The sequence below is a fragment of the Methanohalophilus portucalensis genome (assembly GCF_002761295.1).
GTDB classification, from domain to species: domain Archaea; phylum Halobacteriota; class Methanosarcinia; order Methanosarcinales; family Methanosarcinaceae; genus Methanohalophilus; species Methanohalophilus portucalensis.
Map to the genome: position 1 here is coordinate 1,388,472 of NZ_CP017881.1, position 24,018 is coordinate 1,412,489.

The 24,018-nt window shown below is 40.8% G+C and carries 22 protein-coding genes and 2 tRNA genes; 17 read left to right on the top strand and 7 right to left on the bottom strand.

Going from position 1 to position 24,018, the window contains the following annotated elements:
* Window positions 1-468: 468 nt before the first annotated feature.
* Together BKM01_RS07180 and BKM01_RS07185 are read right to left on the bottom strand one after the other, a co-directional pair.
* On the bottom strand, window positions 469-891 hold the full coding sequence (locus BKM01_RS07180) for a phosphate-starvation-inducible PsiE family protein (RefSeq protein WP_072359617.1): 423 nt from the start codon (window positions 889-891) through the stop codon (window positions 469-471).
* 391 nt (window positions 892-1,282) lie between these two features.
* On the bottom strand, window positions 1,283-4,573 hold the full coding sequence (locus tag BKM01_RS07185; RefSeq protein ID WP_072359097.1) for a PAS domain S-box protein: 3,291 nt from the start codon (window positions 4,571-4,573) through the stop codon (window positions 1,283-1,285).
* Between the two features lie 385 nt (window positions 4,574-4,958).
* On the opposite strand from BKM01_RS07185, the gene BKM01_RS07190 reads away from it, so the two are divergent.
* The 4 genes from BKM01_RS07190 (at window position 4,959) to BKM01_RS07205 (ending at window position 8,172) form a co-directional block, all read left to right on the top strand.
* Window positions 4,959-6,260 carry a DUF835 domain-containing protein gene (locus tag BKM01_RS07190; protein WP_072359098.1) on the top strand — a complete coding sequence of 434 codons (1,302 nt, stop codon included), beginning with the start codon at window positions 4,959-4,961 and terminating at the stop codon, window positions 6,258-6,260.
* Window positions 6,261-6,277: 17 nt separating this feature from the next.
* Window positions 6,278-7,147: a hypothetical protein gene (locus BKM01_RS07195; RefSeq protein WP_123130053.1), complete on the top strand. Its 870-nt coding sequence runs from the start codon at window positions 6,278-6,280 to the stop codon at window positions 7,145-7,147.
* Window positions 7,148-7,267: 120 nt separating this feature from the next.
* Window positions 7,268-7,468, top strand: coding sequence for a hypothetical protein (locus tag BKM01_RS07200; RefSeq protein WP_072359102.1), 201 nt, complete (start codon window positions 7,268-7,270; stop codon window positions 7,466-7,468).
* On the top strand, window positions 7,465-8,172 hold the full coding sequence (locus tag BKM01_RS07205) for an RAD55 family ATPase (RefSeq protein ID WP_072359104.1): 708 nt from the start codon (window positions 7,465-7,467) through the stop codon (window positions 8,170-8,172). The genes BKM01_RS07200 and BKM01_RS07205 overlap by 4 nt, the downstream gene beginning before the upstream one ends.
* Window positions 8,173-8,426: 254 nt before the next feature.
* On the opposite strand, the gene BKM01_RS07210 is transcribed toward BKM01_RS07205, so the two are convergent.
* Complete coding sequence (locus tag BKM01_RS07210) at window positions 8,427-8,633, bottom strand: hypothetical protein (RefSeq protein WP_072359109.1); 207 nt, start codon at window positions 8,631-8,633, stop codon at window positions 8,427-8,429.
* Window positions 8,634-8,663: 30 nt separating this feature from the next.
* Window positions 8,664-8,737, bottom strand: a tRNA-Thr gene (locus BKM01_RS07215).
* Window positions 8,738-8,828: 91 nt separating this feature from the next.
* Here BKM01_RS07215 and BKM01_RS07220 point away from each other — a divergent pair.
* The 8 genes from BKM01_RS07220 to hisC all read left to right on the top strand — a co-directional run bounded on the left by BKM01_RS07220 (window position 8,829) and on the right by hisC (window position 15,882).
* Window positions 8,829-9,374: an aldolase gene (locus BKM01_RS07220; RefSeq protein WP_233125597.1), complete on the top strand. Its 546-nt coding sequence runs from the start codon at window positions 8,829-8,831 to the stop codon at window positions 9,372-9,374.
* Window positions 9,375-9,391: 17 nt separating this feature from the next.
* On the top strand, window positions 9,392-10,030 hold the full coding sequence (locus BKM01_RS07225) for a CDP-alcohol phosphatidyltransferase family protein (protein WP_327078527.1): 639 nt from the start codon (window positions 9,392-9,394) through the stop codon (window positions 10,028-10,030).
* Between the two features lie 44 nt (window positions 10,031-10,074).
* Window positions 10,075-10,503, top strand: coding sequence for an archease (locus tag BKM01_RS07230; protein WP_072359115.1), 429 nt, complete (start codon window positions 10,075-10,077; stop codon window positions 10,501-10,503).
* A 17-nt stretch (window positions 10,504-10,520) separates the two neighbouring features.
* Window positions 10,521-11,981: an RtcB family protein gene (locus BKM01_RS07235; protein WP_198926181.1), complete on the top strand. Its 1,461-nt coding sequence runs from the start codon at window positions 10,521-10,523 to the stop codon at window positions 11,979-11,981.
* 198 nt (window positions 11,982-12,179) lie between these two features.
* Entirely contained in the window at window positions 12,180-12,653 is a 474-nt protein-coding gene (locus BKM01_RS07240) for a PUA domain-containing protein (RefSeq protein ID WP_072359619.1), read from the top strand.
* Window positions 12,654-12,786: 133 nt separating this feature from the next.
* Window positions 12,787-13,632: an acyltransferase gene (locus BKM01_RS07245; RefSeq protein ID WP_072359119.1), complete on the top strand. Its 846-nt coding sequence runs from the start codon at window positions 12,787-12,789 to the stop codon at window positions 13,630-13,632.
* 71 nt (window positions 13,633-13,703) lie between these two features.
* Window positions 13,704-14,810 (top strand): acetylornithine transaminase, encoded by a 1,107-nt coding sequence (locus tag BKM01_RS07250; RefSeq protein WP_233125636.1) that lies wholly within the window; start codon window positions 13,704-13,706, stop codon window positions 14,808-14,810.
* Complete coding sequence (gene hisC / locus BKM01_RS07255) at window positions 14,797-15,882, top strand: histidinol-phosphate transaminase (protein WP_072359123.1); 1,086 nt, start codon at window positions 14,797-14,799, stop codon at window positions 15,880-15,882. The genes BKM01_RS07250 and hisC overlap by 14 nt, the downstream gene beginning before the upstream one ends.
* Here the strand turns inward: hisC and BKM01_RS07260 are convergent.
* On the bottom strand, window positions 15,877-16,239 hold the full coding sequence (locus BKM01_RS07260; protein ID WP_072359125.1) for a dihydroneopterin aldolase family protein: 363 nt from the start codon (window positions 16,237-16,239) through the stop codon (window positions 15,877-15,879). The two genes, hisC and BKM01_RS07260, sit on opposite strands and share 6 nt — an antisense overlap.
* 103 nt (window positions 16,240-16,342) lie before the next feature.
* Here BKM01_RS07260 and BKM01_RS07265 point away from each other — a divergent pair, with 103 nt between their 5' ends.
* The 4 genes from BKM01_RS07265 to BKM01_RS07280 all read left to right on the top strand — a co-directional run bounded on the left by BKM01_RS07265 (window position 16,343) and on the right by BKM01_RS07280 (window position 21,254).
* The gene (locus tag BKM01_RS07265) at window positions 16,343-16,834 is read left to right on the top strand and encodes a rubrerythrin family protein (protein ID WP_072359127.1); all 492 of its coding nucleotides are present in this window, start codon (window positions 16,343-16,345) and stop codon (window positions 16,832-16,834) included.
* A gap of 230 nt (window positions 16,835-17,064) precedes the next feature.
* A complete protein-coding gene (locus BKM01_RS07270) occupies window positions 17,065-18,300 on the top strand; it encodes a M1 aminopeptidase family protein (RefSeq protein ID WP_072359129.1) in 1,236 nt (411 codons plus the stop codon).
* A 198-nt stretch (window positions 18,301-18,498) separates the two neighbouring features.
* Window positions 18,499-19,662: a poly-gamma-glutamate biosynthesis protein PgsC/CapC gene (locus tag BKM01_RS07275; protein WP_072359131.1), complete on the top strand. Its 1,164-nt coding sequence runs from the start codon at window positions 18,499-18,501 to the stop codon at window positions 19,660-19,662.
* Entirely contained in the window at window positions 19,659-21,254 is a 1,596-nt protein-coding gene (locus BKM01_RS07280; RefSeq protein ID WP_072359133.1) for a Mur ligase family protein, read from the top strand. The genes BKM01_RS07275 and BKM01_RS07280 overlap by 4 nt, the downstream gene beginning before the upstream one ends.
* A gap of 147 nt (window positions 21,255-21,401) precedes the next feature.
* Here the strand turns inward: BKM01_RS07280 and BKM01_RS07285 are convergent.
* Both BKM01_RS07285 and BKM01_RS07290 read right to left on the bottom strand, forming a co-directional pair.
* A tRNA-Glu gene (locus tag BKM01_RS07285) sits at window positions 21,402-21,476 on the bottom strand.
* Between the two features lie 71 nt (window positions 21,477-21,547).
* Window positions 21,548-22,774 carry a proteasome-activating nucleotidase gene (locus BKM01_RS07290; RefSeq protein ID WP_072359136.1) on the bottom strand — a complete coding sequence of 409 codons (1,227 nt, stop codon included), beginning with the start codon at window positions 22,772-22,774 and terminating at the stop codon, window positions 21,548-21,550.
* 503 nt (window positions 22,775-23,277) lie between these two features.
* Between BKM01_RS07290 and BKM01_RS07295 the strand changes: the two genes are divergently transcribed.
* Window positions 23,278-24,018 (top strand): hypothetical protein, encoded by a 741-nt coding sequence (locus tag BKM01_RS07295; RefSeq protein WP_072359138.1) that lies wholly within the window; start codon window positions 23,278-23,280, stop codon window positions 24,016-24,018.

Sequence of the window (24,018 nt, forward strand, 5' to 3'; positions counted from 1 at the left end):
ATTTAGTAAGAGTGAAAAAGATAATGGTCTAAAAAAGTTTTTCGGTATGATTACATTATAGCATAATGTTTCATAACATTATATTATTAATATTTGAAATAAACAATTATGTCGTTGAGTTTAGACCTGTAAAAATAACTATGCTCAGGAAGAAGACTTAATTTAAGCAACATTCCGTCGATTCAATCCTCTTCATGGATGCAAATGTTATATTATAATTGTAGTGGCAATTAATTTTATCTTTTTTTTGCTTAAAGCACTTTTGTCTTGTCAGGTGAGTGTAGTTGACATACATTACTAGTTGTTAATTGTACTTTCGGGAGAATTTTTGCAAGAAAAATGGCCACCCTTTTTCAAAATAAAGATATTCAAAATTCCTTCTTAGAATTTATCATTTGCCCGTTTGTGAAACATTATATCAAAAGGCCTATACTTGTTAATGTAATGCAAATAACAAGGAGCGAAGTCTCATACGTTATCAGCAGGATATTTTATAACTAGAATTCTTATTAGGCCCAATACGAGTAGTAATATTGATAAACTTAAAATAAATTCATATTGGATTCGATTTACATAAACTCCAGCTGCTATTTCACGCATAACTATCAAAATAGTAGCATCCGTTATATAGACAATTCTGATTCGTTTATGCTCACGATAATCAACAAAAGTCTTGAAAAGGTCAATAAGAATAAAAATTGTAAGAACGCCAACAACTACCTCGATGAAATTTATATGGATGAAATTGCCACCAAGAAGTTCATATAATATATGCCCCACATTGTATATAGTTTTTAGCAATCCAACAATTATTGCTACTATTAGTATATAAAGGACGGAAAAAGTGACATACCTTATAACTGTATCAAATACTTCGTCATGATCAATCATGTTTCCCCTTTTCACCCAAATTAGACTATTAGTAATTGTAGTAGCATCGATATAACATGTTTGCTTTAAAATATCGATGTTAATCATTAAGATAAAAAAAAGTGGCTTTGTAAAATTCCTCAATATAATTATTTCTAAAGAAATATAGCCATCCATATTGAATTAGTAATTTGGATTAGCCTTTTAAGCTATGGCGGTTTTCACCTGTATTTTATGATTCTGAAAGGCTATATTTAGATGCTCAGGCAGCTTATCAGGTGCCACCCCCGAATGTATTTGGCTGCTTTGCCCAAAATTACATGCTTTTTATCAGGGACAGACCGAGTTTGTTTAAGGATTACTCATAAAAAATTTGTAGCGATTGGTTTTAACATCTACTGTGGAATATCTATCATGTTGTATTACTAATAGGAATTGTGAAAGTGAAAGTACTGCCTTTACCAACCTCACTTTCGACCCAAATATTTCCATTATGCATCTCAACATAATTTTTCACAAGGGCCAGCCCAAGACCACTTCCACCATATTTGCGTGTTGAAGAAGTATCTGCCTGTTTGAATGGGTCAAATATGCTCTGGTACTTTTCTTCAGGTATACCAACCCCTGTATCAGAAACAGATACCTGAATATGGTCATCTATAATTTTGGATTTAACGAATACTTCACCCTTTTCAGGTGTGAATTTGATTGCATTACCTAGTAAATTATACAGAATTTCCTTGAATTTCATTCTATCTGCTTGTAGTTTTATATTACCAGATTCGTCATCGTAATTTAAATAAATCTCTTTTTTGTTTGCCATTGGTTCAACCAATACTACAGTACTGTTGACAGTTTCTGAAAGATTTATGTTTTCAGGCGCATAATCCATTTTACCCGATTCGACTTTTGAAAGGTCAAGGATATTATTGATCAATTCTAACAAATGAGTTCCACCCTTTATAACATTAGATACATATCTGATTTCTTTATCGTCCAGATGATTGGAACTATTCTTCTTCAGCACCTGGGAAAATCCGAGAACTGAGTTTAGAGGCGTACGTAATTCATGACTCATATTGGCAAGGAACTCGGACTTGGTACGATTGGCTTCTTCAGCCACAAGTTTACCTTCAAGCAACGATTCTTCAGCTTTTTGTCGAAGTGCTTCCAGTTCCAAATTATAAAGTGAAAATGAAATGTCACCAACAACTTCCTTGGATAAATCAATAATCTTTTCATCATTTAAATGACCCTCCGGTATTGTTAGTGCAATTATACCGTATATCTTATTGGCATACTCAATTTTTGATACAAAGACATCTTCCGTTCCATATTTATTTTGCAAAGGGCATCCCTTACATTCTTTTTCGGGATCCTCTATTATTATATAATCACTGGCCTTTAAAGCACACTGAGCACAATGTGGCAAATTATTGCTGTTGATATTATGAAGGAAATTATCAAATTTGTTGCTGTGGCCCCTTTCAGTAATTATATTAATTTTATTGTTTTCACCAAAGATGCCTATCCAAACGGCAGTATAAGTATTATATTTGGTTAAGCTACCACAAATTTTTTCGAGTAAGTCATACAAGTTTTTTTCTTTGGCAATTGTTTGATCCACATCACGTATACAACGCAATGTATCGGTGAGATAATTTATTCTTTGCAAATTCTTATTACGCTGAGTTATATCGTTAATAATGCAAATTGTATTTGTATATTCACCATTTTGCTTATTGATGCCTGAAGAGTTTATAAGTACATCAAGAATTTGACCGTTCTTTTTGACCATCCTATACTCTTTATCCTTGGAATACCCAGTTACAAGGATTTCCTGAAGAGATTCAAAAGCTTTGTCGTGATAATCAGGATGAATTATTTTTGACATAGGATAGCCTATTATCTCATCTTTCTCATAACCCAGGAAATTTTTGAGCTTATTATTACAATCCACAATTATACCATTTGAATCTACTGAAGTTATCAGGCTTGCAGCTGTCTCAAAGATGGATCTGTAACGTTGCTCACTTTTCTCCAATAATTCAAAATTTTTGCTGTTTTTCAGGGCTATGGAGGCATATTCTCCAAAGGTTTTTGCAAGCCACGCATCATGTTCTGTGAAATCACCTTCTTTATAAGCAAATCCAAGTATACCGACTGTTTTGCCTTCTATATTCAATGGAGAGAAAAGAACGTTTGGCAAAACCATGTGACCCTCTGGCATATATTTGATCCATTCACTTGTCATGAAGTCATTCTCATAAACAACTTCACCTGTCTCATATGCTTCAGCTCGCAAACCTCTAACTGGCATGGGTAAATTAGGATCCACAGAACACGGCATACCTCCATCTTCCAGAAACAGGAGTTCGTTTTCTTCACCTTCATCCGATAATAGGGCCATATAACCTGCTTTTGCACCTATGACCCGTGCACATGCATCAAATATATGGCGTGCAACTGCCTCGAAATCGTCAATTTCCAGAATAGCTGTGGTAGAATTCAGAAGTTCATTAATTTCTTTTTCTCTTTGCCGGGAATGAGTTAATGCTTCTGATAGAGCTGATTCCGTATTTTTTTGTTTGGTTATATCTTTTACAAACCCAATTACTTTATTTTCGGATAAAGAAGCAGCTGTAATCCTCCACCACCTTTTATCCCCCTCTTTAGTCAAATATGGAATTTCAATATCTATTTTTCCTTGATTTTTCGCATCTTCAAACTTGTTAATCGCATATTTATGAATATCAGATGGCAGTAGATCCAGTAGATTCATTCCAATTAATTCATACTCTGAATAACCCGTCATTTCACAGGCAGCATTGTTAACATCGACATAATAACCATTTTCGTCAGCAACAAAAATGCCATCTGGCGCGTTGTTTATATATCTTCTGAATTTGTGTTCACTTTCACGTAATTTGTATTCTTTATTTTTCATTTCAGTGATATCAATAGCTGTGGCAGATAAAAACAAAGGATTCTGGAGCTCGTCTTTTATTACTATACCACTCATCAGCATTGGAAATGTAGTACCGTCTCTATGAGTATGCCAGACCTCAATATTAGTATAATAACCATCTTGCAATAATGATTCAATAATATTGCTTATATATGCCATCTGTTTTTCATTATGAAAAATAGATAGGTTTTTCCCAATTAATTCCTCTGGCTTAAATCCATGAATTTTTGCATTATAAGCATTTATATACTTGATATTTCCATCAAGATCAGTAATTGCATTTCCATAATTTGCATTATCGAAAATATTTATAAACAACTTTATTTTTTCTTCAGCAAGTTTGCGTTCAGTGATATTTATGTGATGTAAGAGAACATCCGTAGGATACGTTTTTGACAGGGGAGTAACGATTAGTAAAAACCAGCGTTTTTCATCAGGGCTGTGACAGGGATACTCAAGTTTGAAAGTACTCTTTTTGCCAGATATTACATCCCTAATTCCTTCTGCTGTAATAGGAGCTTCATTTGCATATTCTCCTGTAGCTTCATCACATATTTTCAGATAATTGATTCCTTCACTACATTTTAATGGGTCTAGCCCATTATCTTGAGCAAAATGTTTCCAGCTTTTATTGGTGTAAATAACCGTTCCATGGGGAGAGATTATGGCAATATTATCTTCCCATAGGTCAAACAATTCAGTATCAATAGAAGGTTTATTATATGATATTGACATCCCACTCCATTAAGTCAAGTACTACAAACTATAGTCTGTTTTATATAAATATATTCCCCATGAAGAACCATTCAAAGTTAACGCTGACTGATTCATTCAATATTTGCGATTGATATTCAGTAAATCAAAAGTGAATACTTATGGGCAATTCTCTGACCTATTTTCGCATACAAGAGTTGCAAATCCATGTTTTCCACTACACTTGCGGTCCCCTCAACAATTGCAGGACCCCTCTCCTAAATTATGGTACTGGAAATTATCTGTGCGATTTTTGAATTATACTTTTCTGATCCCATTTTGTTAATTATAAAATAAGGTCAAATTAAACTTATATAGGTTGGAAAAGATATTTTTGATAATTATAATTATCATACTGGAGAGAATAATGACGGGTAACGCTAAATCAACCATATTAGTAGTCGATGATGAAGAATCCAATCTGGATCTGATGGATGCTTATATGGAAGATGAATATAATTTAGTATTCGCTTCCAGTGGTACTGAAGCACTTGAAAAAGCCAATGAAAATATTGACCTAATACTACTTGATGTTTTGATGCCAGATATTAGCGGTTTTGAGGTTTGCCACAAGTTAAAATCCAATAATGATACCAAATATATACCTGTTATACTTGTAACTGCCCTTTCAAAAAGAGATAATCTTCAAAAAGGCATTGACTCAGGAGCAGATGATTTTCTGGCTAAGCCTGTGGATATGCTTGAAATTCAAATAAGGGTAAAGTCCCTTCTGCGTATCAAGCACCAGCGAGATACTATCATAGAGGACAAGAACAAAGCCCAAAAATACCGCGATCATCTCGATAAACTTATCAAAACATCCCCGATTGCAATTCTCTATCTTGATAAAAATAGAAATATACTAAATGCTAATAAGAGTGCAATTCGTTTGCTTGGTTATGAAGGAGAAGAGATTCTGGGGAAAAACATTTCCGGCATACTCAAAGATGATTCAAATCTGGAAATGGAAGATAAAAGTGATTTTACAATTGAGTTTTTACAAAAAAATGGCAAATCAGTTTCAATGAATGTTTCGACATCAATGGTGGAAGATGAAGAATCCGGCACCGGAATGATAGTCACTATGCAGGACCTGAAGAAACTTAAAGGATTATTCATTACTCCATTGACTGAAAGGGAATATAATGAAGACGTTAGACTAGAATTGAGTTCGATTGAAAATGGATATTCATATATTATTGATAACGCAGATTTCAAGACCGGTTATGATGCCTTCTCATGTTTTGTCAAAAGTGGTTACCATGGACTTTGCATCTCCAGAATGAATCCGGATCATATTCGAAAAAGCTATGATTTGTATAAAACACCTCTCATATGGTTAACTAAAAATCAAAATAGTACAGATCCTGTTATCGAACCTTCTGAAATATTTAAAATTCCTCCTACAATAACAAATTTTATTGACAAGGTAGAAAATGGCCTTATATTTATTGACGGGCTTGAATATCTGATACTTGAAAATGATTTCCGCTCTATCATTAAATTAATTGAACAGATAAATGATAGTATAATGGCTTCATCATCCAAATTGATCATCCAGATTGATCCTCACACAATGGAGCAAAAAGAATATCATTTGTTTAAAAGATGGATGAGGAAATTACCGCTTGATGCAATTGAAAATATTCAGTTGTCCAATGATATATAAAAAGTTGAATAGGGTTAATGATGGAAGCTGATGCTTATTTTCTTCCCGATGTACCTCAAATGCTTACTGTACTTGGATCAAATGACCTTAATTGGAAACACGGTACGGTATCTTTTGACGAAAAAGGAATCTGGCTTCCTTCACCAGACGGATGGGAACTTATACCGACAAAAGCAATTGAAATTGTTGGTAGAAAATTGCCTCCTTCTTTTTTAAACAAGATAAAGGCAACGTGTGATGCACCTGAAAGTATTGCCATTGACTATCAAAAGAAATCTTTTTTCGGTTCTCGCTACATCACTACCAGCCTTGTTTTTGCGGCTGAGGAAGATTCAATTACTGCAATACGCCAGTTTTTTAATAAAGAAATTGGTTTCCAAAAGGATGCTATTCTGCAGGAACTCAATAGTGAACACCTGAAGATGTTATTGTTGTTGGCAAATGGAATTAATAATACAAAAATGCTGGCAACTATGTTTGATAGCAGAGAACTTCTTGTTAAGAAATTGTTACAGCAATTAATCTCAATGGATCTCATTGATGAATCTACCAACCTCAAACTCCGGGGAAAGGCCTATATTAATGAGGTTTTCGGGGAATATACACAGACAAACAACGGGCCTTATTTTCCAAATAGTGGCCAGGAAAAAACAGGTGGACCCGACGAATTAACTGAAGGAAAAGTATGGATTGAACATAGCCGGAATGACTCTTTTGTTTCAGGGAGTGTAAGTAATAGTGATTTATTTGCTTTCATTCCTGTGGAAATACAATCTGTAAAGATGGGTGAAATGAATGAAAATATACAGAGTTTGATTATTTATACAGCAATGGAAGACAAAATAAATCTGCATTCAAAGGATGCAGTATTCCTTTCTGCCATATAGATCGCACTTGAAAGAACCTGTGATCCCTATTACAGGATACTTTCTTTCTTTTACACAGGAAACACAGATGAAGAAAAAATTGCAACAAGGCTTGCTATTCCCTTGGAAAGACTTAATGGAATGATCAACAACCTCAAAAACGGTGGATATATTGATTCCGATAATAACCTTCTTTCAGCCGGGTTTGATAAATTAAAATTACAAATTGGTAAAATAGATAATAGTAACGTTTCTTATAGTACACATAGTTCAAGGCAGAATGATCTGAATCGAGAAAGTGAAAGAAAGAAACTTCTTGAAAAAATAGGTGGTATTCAATGAGATTTATTGATACGGTACAAGGACTTAACAATATATTTGCTAATGATATTCCAAAGGGCAGTATAATCTTGGTTACTGGTCCCCCCGGGACTTTAAAATCAGGTTTGACTTTTTCCCTCCTATCCAATTATCTGGAAAACAGTGATGAATATGGTGTTTATATTACCCTTGAAGAAAGTAAGGCCAGTCATCTGAGAAATATGGATAGTATGGGACTGAAACTTTCAGAAAGGCTTTTCGTTTCCGACTATAGTGATTACAGATTGAAATTTGAGGAGGCATCTGGAAATGAGAACCTTATAGAAGTTATCGGCAATAATATAATGAAATACAAAGAGAAAAAAGGAGAAAAGTTCACCTGTCTGGGAATCGATTCTCTCGGCGCACTTTATTCTTTGATGGATACGGACCCATCCAAACTCAGAAAGCAACTGTTTCACCTTTTCGAACCCCTGAGAAGAGAAAATATAACAACATTTGTTATATTTGAAACATATGATATCATTGGCCAGACCCAACAATCAAGTGGAATGGAAGGTTATCTTTCAGATGGCATTATAGATATGATGATAAAAACAAAGGACAATTCGTCCCAGAGGTACATACAGGTAAAGAAAATGAGAGCAACCTCTCACAGCATGGATCCTTACATACTTACTGTTTCAGGTAATGGTATTGAAATCTACAAAGACACGACATTCTAAAATTAAAGTGGGAATATACCTGTTTTCATAATTGTCAATTGTGTTTCCGTTGGAGGTTGTTTCTACCCTTCAGGAATCACTTTCTTTTCCTTTATATTGAAAGATATCTGATCTTTTTTGATGCCAGCCCTTTGTGCTGCGTGCTTCAATAGCATCCTATACGATTCATACTTCATTGGTTGGTCTTGTTTACTGTATCCAATAGTCACTCAGACATGATCTTCTGGATTATGGTGTCCGGGATGAATAGCCAATCAGGAAGAGAGATAAGATACTGCAAAAATAATCTGAACCCTACGCATTCCTGTATAGAGATCATTTTCAAAGTCAAAAAGAAGTTTCTTACCCCTTTCAGAATAAGACGCGTCACTTATGCGCTTTTCAACTGATTGCAGTTCTTTCTCATGATTATAGATAGAAAACATTTCAACACCTGCCCTGAACTCCAAGGCAGGTGTCATTTTGTCATGGGTTTTAAACTACAATACTTAAGCCCCGGGCGTGATTTGAACACGCGACCTAGTGATTACAAGTCACTCGCTCTGCCAGGCTGAGCCACCGAGGCGCTTATGGTATCGAATGCAACCCATAGATACCATAATGGCACATAAATTTTATGGCTGGTTGCGCTATATCTAACTCCTATGTGGCAGGAAATGGCAAGAATCGGGAAAAAACTCGTGAATCACGGGCTGGTTGAGTCCCATTTTGGAAATATAAGTGTACGTCGGGGCAACAGTATGGTGATTACCCGCAGCGGATGCCCGCTAGACGAGATATGTGCGGAGAATGTGGTGGAGGTGCCCATCTATACCACCTGCGAATTTGACAGTCTCGCGTCGTCGGAATCCCGGGTACATCGGCGTATCTATCAGGAAACTGATGCCGGATGCATCGTGCATGGGCACTGCCCCTTTGCCGTAGTCATGTCACTGCTGGATGAATCTGGCAGCATCGAACCACTGGATAGTGAAGGTGTGTGTTTCCTCGGGCCCGTGCCTATTGTGGAAGGCAGCATAGGCAGTGAAGAACTTGCCGCAAACTCCGCGGCGGCCCTGGCAGAATCCGACGGGGTTATCGTCAAAAGCCACGGCACCATATCCACAGGAAAGACCCTGGACCACGCCTACATCAATACTACCCAGATTGAGCACACCTGTAAGGTGCGTTATTACTACGATCTTGCCAAAAGTTCATTGTGAAAGTAAAAGATTAAATCATGGAAGAACAACTAAGGGACTATACAATGACCCTGGACCGTTTCAGGCCTGTTTTTGCAGGCCCCATCTCTAGACTCGCAAAGATATTTGCAGATACGGGCATAACCCCCAACCAGGTAACACTTGCTTCCCTGCTTTTTTCCGCAGTTGCAGGACTGTGCTATGCCCTGGGAGCGGCCAACATTTTTCTGATAGGTGCGGCACTTATATTTGTAGTCCTCAACTCCCTGTTTGACGCACTGGACGGCAGTATGGCCCGCTATCTTCTCATAAACGACAAGGCCGGGGATTTCCTTGATCATGTGGTTGATCGCTATGCAGATGTCTTTATTGTCGGCGGCCTGGTCTTCGGGGGATATGCGGGGTGGGGTATCGGTCTGTTCACAATGGTGGGCATCCTTCTGACAAGTTATCTCGGTACACAGGCCCAGGCATTATCCATTGGTCGTTTCTATGGTGGGATTATGGGAAGGGCGGACCGTCTTGTACTGATCATGGCAGCGTCGCTTTTGCACATTATCTATCCACAGGCTATATTTGGCTACACCCTGCTTGGCTGGTCCCTTATCCTTATGGGTATTGCTTCTCATGTAACTGCCCTGCAGCGTATACATTTTATCCGCACACGCCTGGGCTGAAACAGACGCATGATTTAAATTACTCCCTGTAATTGGTTGTTCTCATGAAAAAATACGAATACCTGGAACATACTGCAGATGCGAGGTTCAAAGCCTTTGGGGCCACTGCAGAAGAAGCCTTCGCAAATGCCGCAGAGGCTATGTTTAACGTTATGATCGATACTTCCGGCATTAATCCACAGATTACCGAATATATTGAATTGCAGGCACCTGATCTGGAAAATCTTCTTGTGGACTGGCTTTCTGAACTTCTTTATCTATTTGAGGTTAATATGGTTGTTTTCAGTAGCTTTGAAGTGTTTGATATTGAGAAAAAAGGTGATGAATACCTACTTTCAGCAAAAGCAGAGGGTGAACCTCTGGATCTTGAAAAACATATATTTGACACCGAAGTCAAAGCGGTAACATATAATGACCTTGGTGTACAAATCACATCACAGGGAGTTACAGTACGTACTACAGTGGATACATGAAAAGGGGATTTGATAGGATGGATACAGAAGGACCGGAAATAGAAGGAATTGAACGGGTAGACAATGATATATGGCAAGTTCCCTTGGGATATAAGCCCGGAATGAGGGTGCCAGGCAGGATATATCTTTCAGATAAATTGTTCACCAATCTGGAAAAGGAAGCAGTGGACCAGGTAGCCAATGTGGCCACCCTGCCAGGAATACAGAAATTCTCAATGGCAATGCCCGATGCCCATGTAGGATATGGTTTCCCTATAGGGGGAGTTGCCGCTTTTGATGCCGAGGAAGGTATCATAAGTCCCGGTGGTGTGGGATTTGACATCAACTGCGGTGTACGCCTGATCAGGTCCAATCTGGAAAAATCCGATGTGGACGGTAAAGTCAATAACCTGCTGGATTCCCTTTTTAAGGCCGTACCTTCGGGTGTGGGTTCAAAAAGCCGAATACGGGCATCGGAAAGTGAACTTGAAGAAATCTTCACCAATGGCTCCCGCTGGGCTGTGGAGGAGGGGTATGGTGTAGAAGCTGATCTCACCCACTGTGAAGGTGAAGGGTGCATCGAAGGAGGCGATCCTTCACAGGTTAGTGCCAAAGCCCACAAAAGGGGCAGACCTCAGCTCGGAACCCTGGGAAGTGGCAATCATTTCCTGGAATTGCAGTATGTGGATGAGATATATGATCCGGTCGCAGCTGAAGCCTTTAATCTCAAACAGGGCCAGCTTACTTTCATGGTCCATTGCGGATCACGGGGTGCGGGGCATCAGGTATGCACCGATCACCTGCGCAATCTCACCCGTGCAGTGGAGAAATACAAAATAGACCTGCCTGACAAGCAACTTGCCTGTGCACCGGCACAATCAGAAGAAGCCCAGGCCTATTTCGGTGCAATGGCCTCAGCTGCCAACTATGCCTGGACCAACCGCCAGATCATAATGCACCACTGTCGTGAAGTGTTCGGACAACAAATGAACATGGACGCGGATGAATTGGGCCTGGATCTGGTCTATGACGTGGCTCACAATGTCGCCAAACTGGAAGAACATGATGTAGATGGTGGAAAAAAACAGGTCTATGTACATCGCAAGGGTGCCACCCGTTCTTTTCCTGCAGGCCATCCCGATGTCCCGAAGGCTTACAGGGCTGTAGGCCAGCCAGTACTTATCCCGGGCAGTATGGGTACTCCTTCCTATGTGCTCTGCGGTAAGCAGTCAGCAATGGATGTATCCTTTGGAAGCGCCTGTCATGGTGCCGGTAGGGTAATGAGTCGCTCCGGTGCGAAACACACTTTCAGGGGAGAACAGATTCAAAAAGATCTCAGTGGTCAGGGCATCTCTGTCAGGGCAGCCCATCCTTCGGTCATTGCCGAAGAAGCACCAGGAGTCTACAAATCCAGCAGTGAGGTTGTGGATGTTGTTGACAGGCTTGGTATTGCAGGTAAGGTCGCCAAACTCATGCCTTTGGGTGTTGTAAAAGGTTAAAATTGAGAGAATATGAGGAAGGGAACACATTGTTTGAGGGGATGAATGGTTTTGCTTGGTTACAGTAATTCTGTATTAAACCATATGACAGGTTCCGCTTCCTCACATTCCAATGGGTGACTATAATATTTAAAATGTTTGATTAATCCCCGTGTATTCACCGCTACTCATTTAATGTCCTAATGCTTTTTTATGGCCATGACAAAAGAAGAATCACGTATTAAACAGGTCCGCACCATGGCTGATTACCAGTTTGGCAAAGGCTGTGGAAACATTCTCTTTTCAGGTGAGATCACATTCAAGTTATCCCGGACAAAAAGGATCAGGCAGATATTTTCCGGAGGAAAACGTATGGCTACAGTACGTGCCAGGGATGGAATGTTCACTTTGAGTATTGAAGGGGCCTCATTGATCCATTCCCATCTTCCAATACCGGGCTATCGCGTAATGATGTGTGAGGATGCGATCCCCTTTGTCTCAAAAGGGAAAACTGCCTTTGCCAAGCATGTGGAAAACATAGACCCCGATCTGAGGGCTGGAGATGAAGTTTTGCTTGTAGATAAACAGGACAATCTTATTGCTACAGGGCAGTTATTACTTGCCCCTGAAGAAGTTCTTGCCATGCAGAACGGCCCGGCTGTTGATGTCAGGGTTGGGGTGGATAGCAGCTGATATGGAGCTGCAATCAAAATCTAAATATATATTCAACAAATAAGCATGTAAATTATATTGTACTTCCTCAGAAGGTGAAACTATCGAAGAAGACCAGCTCCTGAAAACCTTTGTAATTCCTCCAAATACGAAAATGGAAGAACATAATATTGTTCTGGATGAGGATATTATAGTAGGGAACCATTCCGATATACGCTACGGTATAATTGCTGATTCGGTGATAATCGGAGAAAGGGTATCTGTATCAGGTGATGTACTTGCCAGGTCTGATATTCGCATAGATATCTGGTCAAAAATCGGTGGCAATGTGCGCTGTGGTGAAAATGGCTATATTGGCGAGTTTGTGAATATAGATGGCAAACTTTTCGTTAATGGAGACCTTGATGTTGGTAATGATGTAAAGATCAACAGAGGGTTTGAAGCTCATGGCTGGATAGTTGTTCGTAATCCCGTGCCTGTAATCACTTACATTTTCCTCTATATCTCCGAACTTCTACGTATGGGTAAGGGTGAAGAAGTAGAAAAGGCTATGAGTGAATTCTTTGAAGAGGAAGCAAAAGAGATCAGTTATGGTGCTATGGTAGTTCCCAACGGATCCCGCATATCTGCAGACTCTATAAGGGTACCCGGGGCAGCCACCATAGGAGATAGCTGCAGGCTCGTAGGTAATATAAGGGCTGAATCACTGGAAATGGGTGATACTACCACTTTGTATGGAAGTATCCGGACAGCCAGTGATATTGAGATCGGTGAAAATAATGCCATCCACGGTAACATTGTCTCCCGGGGCAGGGTTGTAGTGGGTAAAGGCACCCATATACTGGGAGAGATCAATGCTTACTCTATCAGGATTCATGAGGATTCAAGGGTCGATGGTATTATGCGAGCCACCGGTGGCACCACATTCATACGTGAAGAAGAAGAGGTCGCCCGGGACAGGGAACTGATAAAACTGGACATAGCAGACCAACCACAATAAAAAGGTGTTCTTTTTTGAGTGAAACTACTGAGATTTATAACTCTATTGTAGAGAAAGATTCAAAATACGTTATGCAAAACTACGGTCGTTATCCTATCGCACTGGATAAGGGAGCAGGCGCTCTTGTATGGGATATTGCCGGCAAACAGTATATCGATTGCGTTGCAGGAATAGCCGTAAACAATGTGGGACATTGCCACCCCAAAGTTGTTAAAGCAATACAGGAACAGGCAGCCAAACTCATCCATGTATCCAATCTCTATTATACCAATGTACAGGCTGACCTTGCAGAAAAGCTGTCACAGGTTACCGGCATGGATCGCCTGTTCTTCTGCAATTCCGGCACCGAGGCCGTAGAAGCTGCTATGAAACTGGCCCGTGCACATTCTGGGAAAAAAAATTTCGTGGCTGCAGAAGGCTCATTCCACGGCAGGACAATGGGGGCACTTGCAGTAACTTCCAAAGAGGCTTACAGGAAACCCTTTGAACCTCTCTCTGGCAGGGTTGATTTTGTACCTTATGATAATTCCCCGGCGATTGCAGATGCTATTGATTCGGATACAGCAGCGGTAATTTTGGAGCCCATCCAGGGAGAGGGTGGTGTCAATGTTCCTTCCTCAAATTACCTTAAAGAGGTCAGGGAAATTTGTGATGAGACCGACACTCTGTTGATATTCGATGAGGTGCAGACTGGTTTCGGGCGTACGGGCAAGTGGTTCTGTAAGGATTATTTCAATGTGTCCCCGGATATAATGACAATGGCCAAAGCACTTGGAGGCGGATTTCCAATGGGTGCCATTGCAAGCAGGGAAGGTATTGTTTTCCAGAAGGGCCAGCATGCCGCAACCTTTGGCGGAGGTCCCCTTGCCTGTGCAGCAGCCCTGGCATCCATTAATGCAATTGAAAAAGAAGGACTCGTGGAAAGGTCCCGCATTATGGGTGAGTATTTTGTGAAGAAACTGGAAGGTTTAAACCGTGAGGATTTCCTGGAAATCCGGGGTAAAGGATTGATGATGGGCGTACGTGTGAAGGACTCATGTGCGGAGATGGTAACTGCGGGCCTTGAGAAAGGTGTGCTCCTCAATTGCACAGCAGGCAACATCCTGCGTATGGTGCCTCCTCTTGTCATAACCGAAGAACAGGTGGATTCGGTGGTGGATGTAATTGGCAAGTTATGAACTGGTAAAACCTGAGATCAGGTCGATAGCTCCCTATGTGCCGGGTAAATCGATTGCCGAGATCGCTGAAAAATATAATCTGGAACCCGATTCGATTATCAAACTCGGCTCAAACGAAAATCCCTTGGGTCCTTCTCCGGCAGCAGTCAGTGCCCTGGAGGAAGCTGCCGCCACTGTGAATATTTACCCTTCGGCAGATGCCAGGGAACTTGTGGATGCAATATCTGCTTATGTTGGTATGCCCCCGGCCAATATTGTGGCATCCGGTCCGGGTATGGATGGTTTGCTTGACGGCCTGATGAGAATGCTCATATCTGAAGAATCGGAAGTTGTAATTACAACTCCTACCTTTTCCTATTACGAGATTTCTGCAACTGCATGTGGTGCAAAACCGGTATTTGTGAAACGCAATGAAAAATTTGACTTGGATATTGACAGGGTCATTGCTGCGGTGAATGAGAATACAAAAGTCGTCTTCATATGTTCTCCCAACAACCCTTCGGGCAATGTCACTGCTGAAAAAGAACTGCGCAGGTTGCTGGATTCGGTTGCATGCCTGGTCTTTGTGGACGAGGCCTATGTGGAATTTGCAGGCTCAGATATTGCATCTCTTGTAGGGGAATATGATAATCTTGTTGTTGGCAGGACCTTTTCCAAAGCCTTCGGACTGGCAGGTTTAAGACTTGGCTACGGCATAATGCCTGCCTGGCTTAAGGTCGAATATATGAAAGCTGCTACTCCATTCAATGTAAGTGCACCGGCTGTTGCAGCAGGTATTGCTGCCCTTTCTGACAAAGAGCATCTGGAGGCCAGCCAACAGATGGTAATCGAGGGTCGTAAATATTTGCAGGCAAACCTGCCTTTCAAAGTATATGAGTCACAGGCTAATTTTATACTTGTGGACGTTGCCCCCTATGGTGCAAAGGATGTATGCGACCACCTGTTGCGCAGGGGAGTAATTGTCAGGGATTGCACTTCTTTCCGTGATGCAGGTAATTCTTTTATCAGGGTCACTGTAGGTACAAAAGAACAAAATGAAAGAGTTGTGGAAGGCTTTTCGACCTATTTATGAGAGGCTTTCGACCTCATTTATTTCCATAAGTGGGTAATCCAGTTCTTTGTTGTATGCCATTGATGCCCGGATTCTGATATCTCCATGGATTACTTGCAGAGCCACTGACAACATTTTTCCTTCAAGTTCGCAGTATCCGAATTCACCATTTAATTTTGAGGCTATCATTTCCCTGTTTATATTTACATTGATCTCTTCAACAAAAGGCTGTACAGAAATACTTTCAGCAATGGCTTTTTCCAGGCTATCCACATTTTGCAGGTTAAGGGGTGAACCCGTGAACTGGTGATAGAGGGCTCCCAGTTTGATCCCTGCCTCAAAAGCAGCCATTTGTGAATCATCAGGTCTCATTTCCATGATTAGTGGGATGGCAGAGTGCTATTTATATTTGTGGATGGGGTACATTTTTACATAGTATCAGGTATAAGGTGGTATGGTTACAAAATAAGGAGTATATTCCATGAGTACGCTTGAAAACCTTGAAGGAGCATTTGCCGGTGAATCCATGGCAAACCGCAAGTATCTGGCCTTTGCAAAAAAAGCTGATGAAGAAGGCTATCCTCAGATAGCGAAACTGTTCAGGGCCGCCGCAGAGGCTGAGACCATTCATGCTCACAATCACCTTGGCATAATGGATGGCATAAAGAGCACAGAGGAAAACCTCAAAGAAGCTATTGAAGGGGAAACCTATGAATTCGAAACAATGTATCCTGAATTCATAACACAGGCAAAAGAGGAAGGTAACGGTAAGGCTGCCTGGAGTTTTGATGTTGCCAATCAGGTAGAAGCAATTCATGCCGGACTTTACAAAAAAGCCCTTGATAATGCAGGCAACAATGAAGAGGTTGAGTATTACGTATGTGAAGTTTGTGGCAATACTGTAGAAAATGGTGCACCGGACGTATGTCCGATTTGTGGTGCTCCAGCTTCTAAGTTCAAGAAAATTGATTAAAGTGTCCTGTTGATTAGGACATCTTCTTCTATTTTTTATTTATTGCTGCTGCCTGTCGGTTTTGATTCAACATTTTTATTTTTCTTAATTAATATACAGTATTTTATGTACACTAATTGTATATTCATTGCCATATTTATTATCCCTATGGTCATGGAACAATACGGTTAATGGAATCTGGGAATTATTCGTTTACCAGCGTTGTATTTTATTCTATTATTGCGGTATTCTTGTTTTGTGTGCTGGCAACTTCTACGGCTTGCGCTGAATGGGAACAGAATGAATTAGAAGTGAATTCTGTATATGAAGTCGGGTCAGGGGTTGTCCATGTCACAAAAGAGATCACTTTTACCAACAAGGATGAAAATACCAGCTACTGGCAGGGATTTTACTCTTCATTAAACTATCCTGTTCCTCCGGATCATTCGAATCTTTGTTCCTATGACGATTCCTCTGAAGTGAGTTTCAAAAAAGCTGAAGATGGCGTAGACTATTACATTTTCATATTCAATGGGGATGTGTGGTATGGGGATAGTTACACTTTCACAATGGAATACGATGTCCGGACAGATCCCATCTATACTACTTTCATAATCATGGAACAATCAGATTCTGGAAAGGTGGAACTCATTGTACCTGATGACTATGAAACATGCCTGGAAGATGTGGGTTATGGAAAAGAAAATCTAACCGATCGCGTAGTTTATACGTTTGGAAATGAAAGTTTCCAGCAGATTCCTTTGCGGATTGATTGTATAAAAACAGTGGACATCATGGTCGCCAGTGAAGTTGTTTCCCTGGAAGGCAGGAACGTCAACATCAGTGTGGAATACCGGAAAGGAAATTATGAATGGGCACAAGGGGTGCTGGACAAAACGGCTACCTATCTTCCCTTGCTGGAGGATGTCTGGGGCGTCCCTTTTCCGGGCAATTCAGATCTCATTATCAGGGAATCTTCAATTGCAGAAACGAAGGGTTACGATGGTTTCAATTATGGTAATGGTACAATATCCCTTCTACATTCAGCAGATGACCGTGTGCTGATACATGAACTTTCCCACGGCTGGACTCATGCATGCAATTTTGAGCAACTCTGGATGCATGAAGGTTATGCCAACCTGTATACTTTCCTGGTATTAAAACAAACAAATCCTAAAAAGGCCCTTGCTATGAAATCCGAACTTGAGGGGGATTATGGCAAAAAAGAACAACAGTTTGCACAGGCTCTTGATGGCTGGTCTATTCCTGATGAGTATAACACTTCCAGCTCAGAAAGGATTGGCTATGGTTACAGTAAATCTTTTGTTTTCGTATCGGATATTTATGAAAAAGTTGGTTTTGAAAGAATGCAAATCGCCAACAGGAAGTTGCTGACCGACGGTAGTGTGGATACGTCTGATCATATCTCAATAATTGAATCGGTTTCAGGCAAAGATTTCGATGAAACGTATTCTAATTTTGTCTGATAAGTTGTTAGGATAAAAACTGACATACTTCCCATGCATATTGGGGCAATTTATGGATGGATTTTTTTCTTGCTTTTGTATATTTATTTTCTATAGTGATTGCGTTGTGTTGTAATTAATGTATATATGGTAAAGCAGACAACTGTCTGCATTAATCGCCTGATAAAACTAATATATATTTAACGCAATCTATTATCTATGCTTATTGCGGTAATATTGGCGATAATTGGAATTCTGGAAGTAATCATATTGACCCAGTTGTTTGGTTACCGTCTAGGAGGGGTTATTGTTGTTCCTGTGCTTGCCATCTATACATGCAAAAATTTCTTAATGTTGCCATTATTCATCGTAGGTGTCATTATTGCTTATATGGGCCTTCTCTACCTGCAGAAGAATACAATGATATATGGAAGGAATGAACTCGTTGCAACATTACTGATGGGTTCGGTATTTCCAGTGCTGGGCCTTTTCTCCCTGAAGGGTATTGGTTACGATTTCACTGATGTTGTATTCTTCGGTAGTATTCTTCCCGGGCTGGCGGCTTATAATTATTCCCGTATAAAGCCTCAATACAGGGTAGCGGATATATTGACTTCTATAGGTATTTTCCTGGGGCTGGTCGCAGCAGCCTGGGTGCTGATCAATCCCTTTATAGCTGAAACAATTGGCAGTCTCACTCCGCCAATTCTTTTCAGCCCTACATCAGATCTAGCTTTATTAAAACAGGCTGCAGTGGATGTTTATCCTGCCTCTTCAATTATGAACCGCTTTTCTGCTTTTATCCTGTTCATCGTTTCTCTGGCATTTTCGGAAATTGTCAGGCAATCCTATGGAATTCGTGTAGGAGTGGTTTCAATGGCCATCCTGGCTATCTTCAGTCTGGAAAACAAGTGGTTCCTGATGCTTTACTTTTTCAACCTGATTGCTTCTTTCATATGTATAACTATAATCCAGAAAGCAACTCTGCTTTATGGGCGAAATCTCATAGGGCTTGGAACTTCTGTCTCTCTGGCGCTAACAATTCCTTTTGTATTCATTTTCCCGGTATCCCGTGGTTTGTCCATCTTTTTTTTGGGTTTGATTGCTGGTCTTAATGCCTATAATCTGCATGTCACTCCTCCTGCTGAGAGGAAATTGTTCATTCCCTTACAGGTATCCATCCTGGCTCCTCTCCTAATTCTGGCTGCCGTATTAGGGCAAGGCCAACAAGGGGGATTATTCAATGAGTTGGGAATCTATCAGGTATTTCTGGCCTTTTTGGCCTTTGCTATATCAATAGCCTTTGTGAAAATCAACTGGGTAGGTAAACCCCTGGAAAAAACTGTATGGGATGCTTCCCTGTTCTCGGAGGGGGATGAATGAAGCGGGCTATTTATGAAATATATAACAAAAATGGTAAGTGGACCTGGAGATTGCGCAGCGCTGAAGACATTCTTGTTTACAGTGGTAAAACTTTCTCCAAGTCTTCCGATGCCTGGTGGGAAGTCGATAGGGTGCGCGCCTTGGCGGCAAAACTGGCAGGGGTAAACGCTTATCGTGATGTGCCTTTGAATAATACTCCTTCAATGGAAGTTGTCCATGCTGATGCAGAGGATTGGCAGTTGACATTCTGTTCCGGCAATACGCTTGCATGTAGTGCTAAACACTTCGAGTTATCCGAAGAAGCGGAAAAAATGCGCCGATCATTGTTAGTTGATATGATGGGTGCAGAAAAAAGCTTTGTAATGGATGAAAGTGATGACCTGCTAACCATCAAAGTAGGGGAAAGAGGTCCTCTGAAATGCTTAAAATGTTTCCTTAAAAGAGGTGCTAAGCACCGCGACCTGCTGAAAATGACTGACATGCGTATCGATGTTGTCGGCATTCGTGGTAAGTCTTCTACTGTTAGTCGTCTTTCTGAGATACTAGCAAGACGTGGTTATAACACATTGGCCAAGGTTACCGGCAATCGCCCCCATCTTATAATTAATGGTTATGCAATACCGATCGAACGTTTGGGTCCAAATGTTATGTTATATGAAAATATCCACGGGTACAAGGAATTTGTGCCCGTAATAGAGTCCTATACTCCTGATGAACGACAGGATGTTGCCATTATTGAAAACCAGGCTATAACTGAATACACCACAAGAATGGTTAATGAGATTTTTGTGAAACCGCGTATTATTGTGATCACCAATGTGCGACAGGACCATCTTTCCACCCTGGGCCAAGATAAGCGTGAAATCGCAAGATCCTTTGCCCGCTCAGTTCCTAGAAATACTGTGGTTATTAACTGTGAACAGAATCCCGTATTGCAGGATTATATGAAAAAAGAAATTGAAAAACGTGGAGCTACTGCAATAAATGTAGAAATTCCGGAGGTACACAGGGGGCTGCTTGGTGTTGAAACTGTTTATGGGTTAAATTATGTGCTTAATGAAATGGGCAGTGATCCTATCCCTGATGAAGAGTTGGATTCTTACCTGCAGTCAATGCAACCTCGCTGGGTTGAACTTGAATCGGGTGTACTTTTTAATGCTGCTGAAGTGAATGATGTGGAAAGTACGGAAATGATACGTCGCCAGCTTGCAGGTAAGGAGAAGATTTTACCCTTTGTTTACCTGAGGGATGAAAGAAGGGGCAGGTCATATTCATTTGTGAAATATCTCAATCACCTTTTTGAGAAAGGATACATTGATGAGGTTTTCATGGGTGGCCGCACCACAAAAGCGTTTGCCAGGAATATCAGGGCACCTATCCGCCAATTCCATGCTGATGCGGATGCAGGAGAAGTGCTCGATGAAATGGTCAGGGTAGGACTGCCTGTTATCCTTATGGGCAATACTGTGGATGAGTTCATGAGGCAAATGGAAATTGAAATTTCAAAACGGGTTGTTGCAGGGGATAATGTGCATTATTCTCCAGAAGTTGATACTCTGGAAGAAGTTGGCCCGATTTATTCTAACCATTGATATCCCTATATGCTTTAACATTATCACAATGGACATATATTCCAAATATTATAAACAGTCCTATAAATTTTAAAATAACTGCGTGCAGTTAAAAAGTACCGAATTAAGTAGCAGCAGGAAATAACTTTGTAGAAAAGAGTGAATAGATGCTCCGATCGGGATTCGAACCCGAGTCACAGGAGTGAGAGTCCTGTATGATTGGCCGTGCTACACTATCGGAGCGCATTGCCATGAGGGCACAATTCTAAAGCAATTTATGTTATATTAAGCTTTTGTAAAAACAAGAAGCGGGGTTAGGCAAACATCCCGCTTGATGTGTTCTGTTCTTCTTCCGTTGTGACCTTGTTGAAGGCTTCAGTCAGATCCTTCATGGTGATCTGTTCGCCTCTGCGACGCAGGACAAACATCCCTGCTTCCTTGACAATGATCTTGAGGTCTGCTCCGCTCAGGCCGTTGGCCATCTTTGCAAGTTTGGTCATATCCACATCATCTGCAAGATTCATGTGGCGGGTGTGGATCCTGAGGATATCCTCGCGAGCTTTATCATCGGGTATTGGGACCTCGATCACCCTGTCAAACCTTCCCGGGCGAAGAAGTGCCGGGTCAAGCAAGTCTATACGATTTGTGGCCGCTATGATCTTGACCTGGCCGCGTGGCTCGAATCCATCCATCTCGGACAACAGTTGGAGCATTGTACGATTTACTTCTGCAGAACCTGTGGTTCCGTCATGGGTACGCATTCCTCCAACTGCATCAATTTCATCAATAAACAGTATGCACGGGGATTTGTCCCGGGCCATCTGGAACACATCTTTCACAAGCCTTGCTCCTTCTCCGATGAATTTCTGGACCAGGTCCGAACCGGACATGCGTATGAAACTTGCATGTGCACGGGATGCCACTGCTTTGGCAATCAGTGTTTTTCCTGTTCCGGGGTCACCGTACATAAGAACGCCGGATGGGGGTTCGATACCGATCTTATCGAACAGTTCGGGTTCTGTAAGGGGCATCTCTACGGATTCGATAACCTCGTTGAGGACATCATCCAGCCCGCCTATCATATCATAATCTACATCAGGGGAATTGATTACTTCCATTATCTGGGCGCGCATGTCAGTTGCTTTACGCATTATTGATACAATGGAAAATGCAGCATTGATGGATACTCTCACACCAGGTTCGATTTCATCCTTGAATTCTGCGGGGATCTGTGTAACGACTTCCTGATTGTTACCATGCTGTCGGATAAGTGCCATGTCATCTTCGGTTTCCATGACAGTTGCAATGAAAAGGGGGGGTGATGTAATACGCTCGAGTTGTTCCTTGAGTTTTTCCATTTCCTCGAGGTAGTTGTTTGCCAGCATATTTGCTTCAAGAAGCTTTGCTCTCATAGATTCACTCTGGACTCGTAGTTCCTCATTTTCCTTTTTGAGTGATTCGATCTCAGAGTCCATCTCCTCTGCAGTATCAACAGTGTTATTGGTATTTTCAATAGGAGTATTTGCAGTTGCATCGGACATAATGCGTCCCTATGCATATCATCGAATATAAATCCACTCCTGTTTTCAGGTATTATCTGGGCGTATTTTATGTATTTTAACCTATGTTTTTATGACTCTTATCTGTGTTTTTGCACCTATTGTCCTTCTATATGATCTGTTTCACACTTCTATACAGATAAAAACAAACCCCTTTATTTCCATTGGAGCAAAAGACACGATATGATAATATTTATATCACATTGTCCTCTTTGCTTGTTGTGAATAAGATAAAATATAAGTTTTTAAATTGTTTAGTTTTATTTTATTGTTTTTCACAAGTAAAAAACAGTTTAAAACAAATATATAACAAAAGACTTATATATGATCTTATCATATCAACTATTGCATATAATGGATGTGTGAAATTGTAATAACGATTCACAATTCAATCTAAACAATGCAAACCATAAATCTGAGGGGATGAATGGCTTTGCACTCCATTGCATCTGAGGGGATGAATGGACTTATGCAGAGGCTGAAAGATGAAGATCCGACTCGAGTTATTCGATGATGATGACAACGAGGTTGCCAGAGTCCAATTTGAAGGAGATACTTGGCAGAATCGCTCGATCCAGTTTATCAACATGTTTGGTGAGGCGCAACCTCCATCGGAAGAATCTTCATCTTTTAACCTTTCTTCACAATCACAAAACAGTCATGAAGTAAACACACCTTCACATTCCGGTGCTCAATATCCATCACAACAGCAGGTTCCACCACAGATGGTCCCTCCAAATTATCCGCCTATGCCCGCACAACATTACTATAATCCAATGTATTACCCACCGGTTTACTACCCGTCGATGATGCCACAACCACTACCTCCCATGCAACCCACCACCCAGACACCATCGATGTCCCAGCCACCTCATGTCCAGCAAGGACAGCAAAGTGGTAGTGTAAACCGGTCCTTTTCTTCTCAACAGGTGAATAAATCAAAATCAGATCCTTCGTTGACAATAAGTGAAAGACTCGAATTATTCCTGAAATACGAGTTTCCACGTATGTGGGGTACTTCACAGGAAATACAGCATCAGTATGAGCAGGTTTATGGCCCGATCAAACTGAGCACTGTGTCCACATACCTTTCCCGGATGTACCGTAAAAATCTTCTCCAAAGGCGGGGTAATCGCACCAATCGGGAGTATCTCTATGTGGGCGATATGGAAGAGCAATCTTCAGTTCATCAGTCCTTTTCTCCTGGTTACATTCAGAGGACATGA

Coding starts and splice junctions, on each gene's coding strand:
- BKM01_RS07180 (WP_072359617.1), bottom strand. CDS start 891: ATGATTGATCATGACGAAGTATTTGATACAGTTATAAGGTATGTCACT.
- BKM01_RS07185 (WP_072359097.1), bottom strand. CDS start 4,573: ATGTCAATATCATATAATAAACCTTCTATTGATACTGAATTGTTTGAC.
- BKM01_RS07190 (WP_072359098.1), top strand. CDS start 4,959: ATGACGGGTAACGCTAAATCAACCATATTAGTAGTCGATGATGAAGAA.
- BKM01_RS07195 (WP_123130053.1), top strand. CDS start 6,278: ATGATGGAAGCTGATGCTTATTTTCTTCCCGATGTACCTCAAATGCTT.
- BKM01_RS07200 (WP_072359102.1), top strand. CDS start 7,268: ATGATCAACAACCTCAAAAACGGTGGATATATTGATTCCGATAATAAC.
- BKM01_RS07205 (WP_072359104.1), top strand. CDS start 7,465: ATGAGATTTATTGATACGGTACAAGGACTTAACAATATATTTGCTAAT.
- BKM01_RS07210 (WP_072359109.1), bottom strand. CDS start 8,633: ATGACACCTGCCTTGGAGTTCAGGGCAGGTGTTGAAATGTTTTCTATC.
- BKM01_RS07220 (WP_233125597.1), top strand. CDS start 8,829: ATGGCAAGAATCGGGAAAAAACTCGTGAATCACGGGCTGGTTGAGTCC.
- BKM01_RS07225 (WP_327078527.1), top strand. CDS start 9,392: ATGGAAGAACAACTAAGGGACTATACAATGACCCTGGACCGTTTCAGG.
- BKM01_RS07230 (WP_072359115.1), top strand. CDS start 10,075: ATGAAAAAATACGAATACCTGGAACATACTGCAGATGCGAGGTTCAAA.
- BKM01_RS07235 (WP_198926181.1), top strand. CDS start 10,521: ATGGATACAGAAGGACCGGAAATAGAAGGAATTGAACGGGTAGACAAT.
- BKM01_RS07240 (WP_072359619.1), top strand. CDS start 12,180: ATGACAAAAGAAGAATCACGTATTAAACAGGTCCGCACCATGGCTGAT.
- BKM01_RS07245 (WP_072359119.1), top strand. CDS start 12,787: ATGGAAGAACATAATATTGTTCTGGATGAGGATATTATAGTAGGGAAC.
- BKM01_RS07250 (WP_233125636.1), top strand. CDS start 13,704: ATGCAAAACTACGGTCGTTATCCTATCGCACTGGATAAGGGAGCAGGC.
- BKM01_RS07260 (WP_072359125.1), bottom strand. CDS start 16,239: ATGGAAATGAGACCTGATGATTCACAAATGGCTGCTTTTGAGGCAGGG.
- BKM01_RS07265 (WP_072359127.1), top strand. CDS start 16,343: ATGAGTACGCTTGAAAACCTTGAAGGAGCATTTGCCGGTGAATCCATG.
- BKM01_RS07275 (WP_072359131.1), top strand. CDS start 18,499: ATGCTTATTGCGGTAATATTGGCGATAATTGGAATTCTGGAAGTAATC.
- BKM01_RS07280 (WP_072359133.1), top strand. CDS start 19,659: ATGAAGCGGGCTATTTATGAAATATATAACAAAAATGGTAAGTGGACC.
- BKM01_RS07290 (WP_072359136.1), bottom strand. CDS start 22,774: ATGTCCGATGCAACTGCAAATACTCCTATTGAAAATACCAATAACACT.
- BKM01_RS07295 (WP_072359138.1), top strand. CDS start 23,278: ATGAAGATCCGACTCGAGTTATTCGATGATGATGACAACGAGGTTGCC.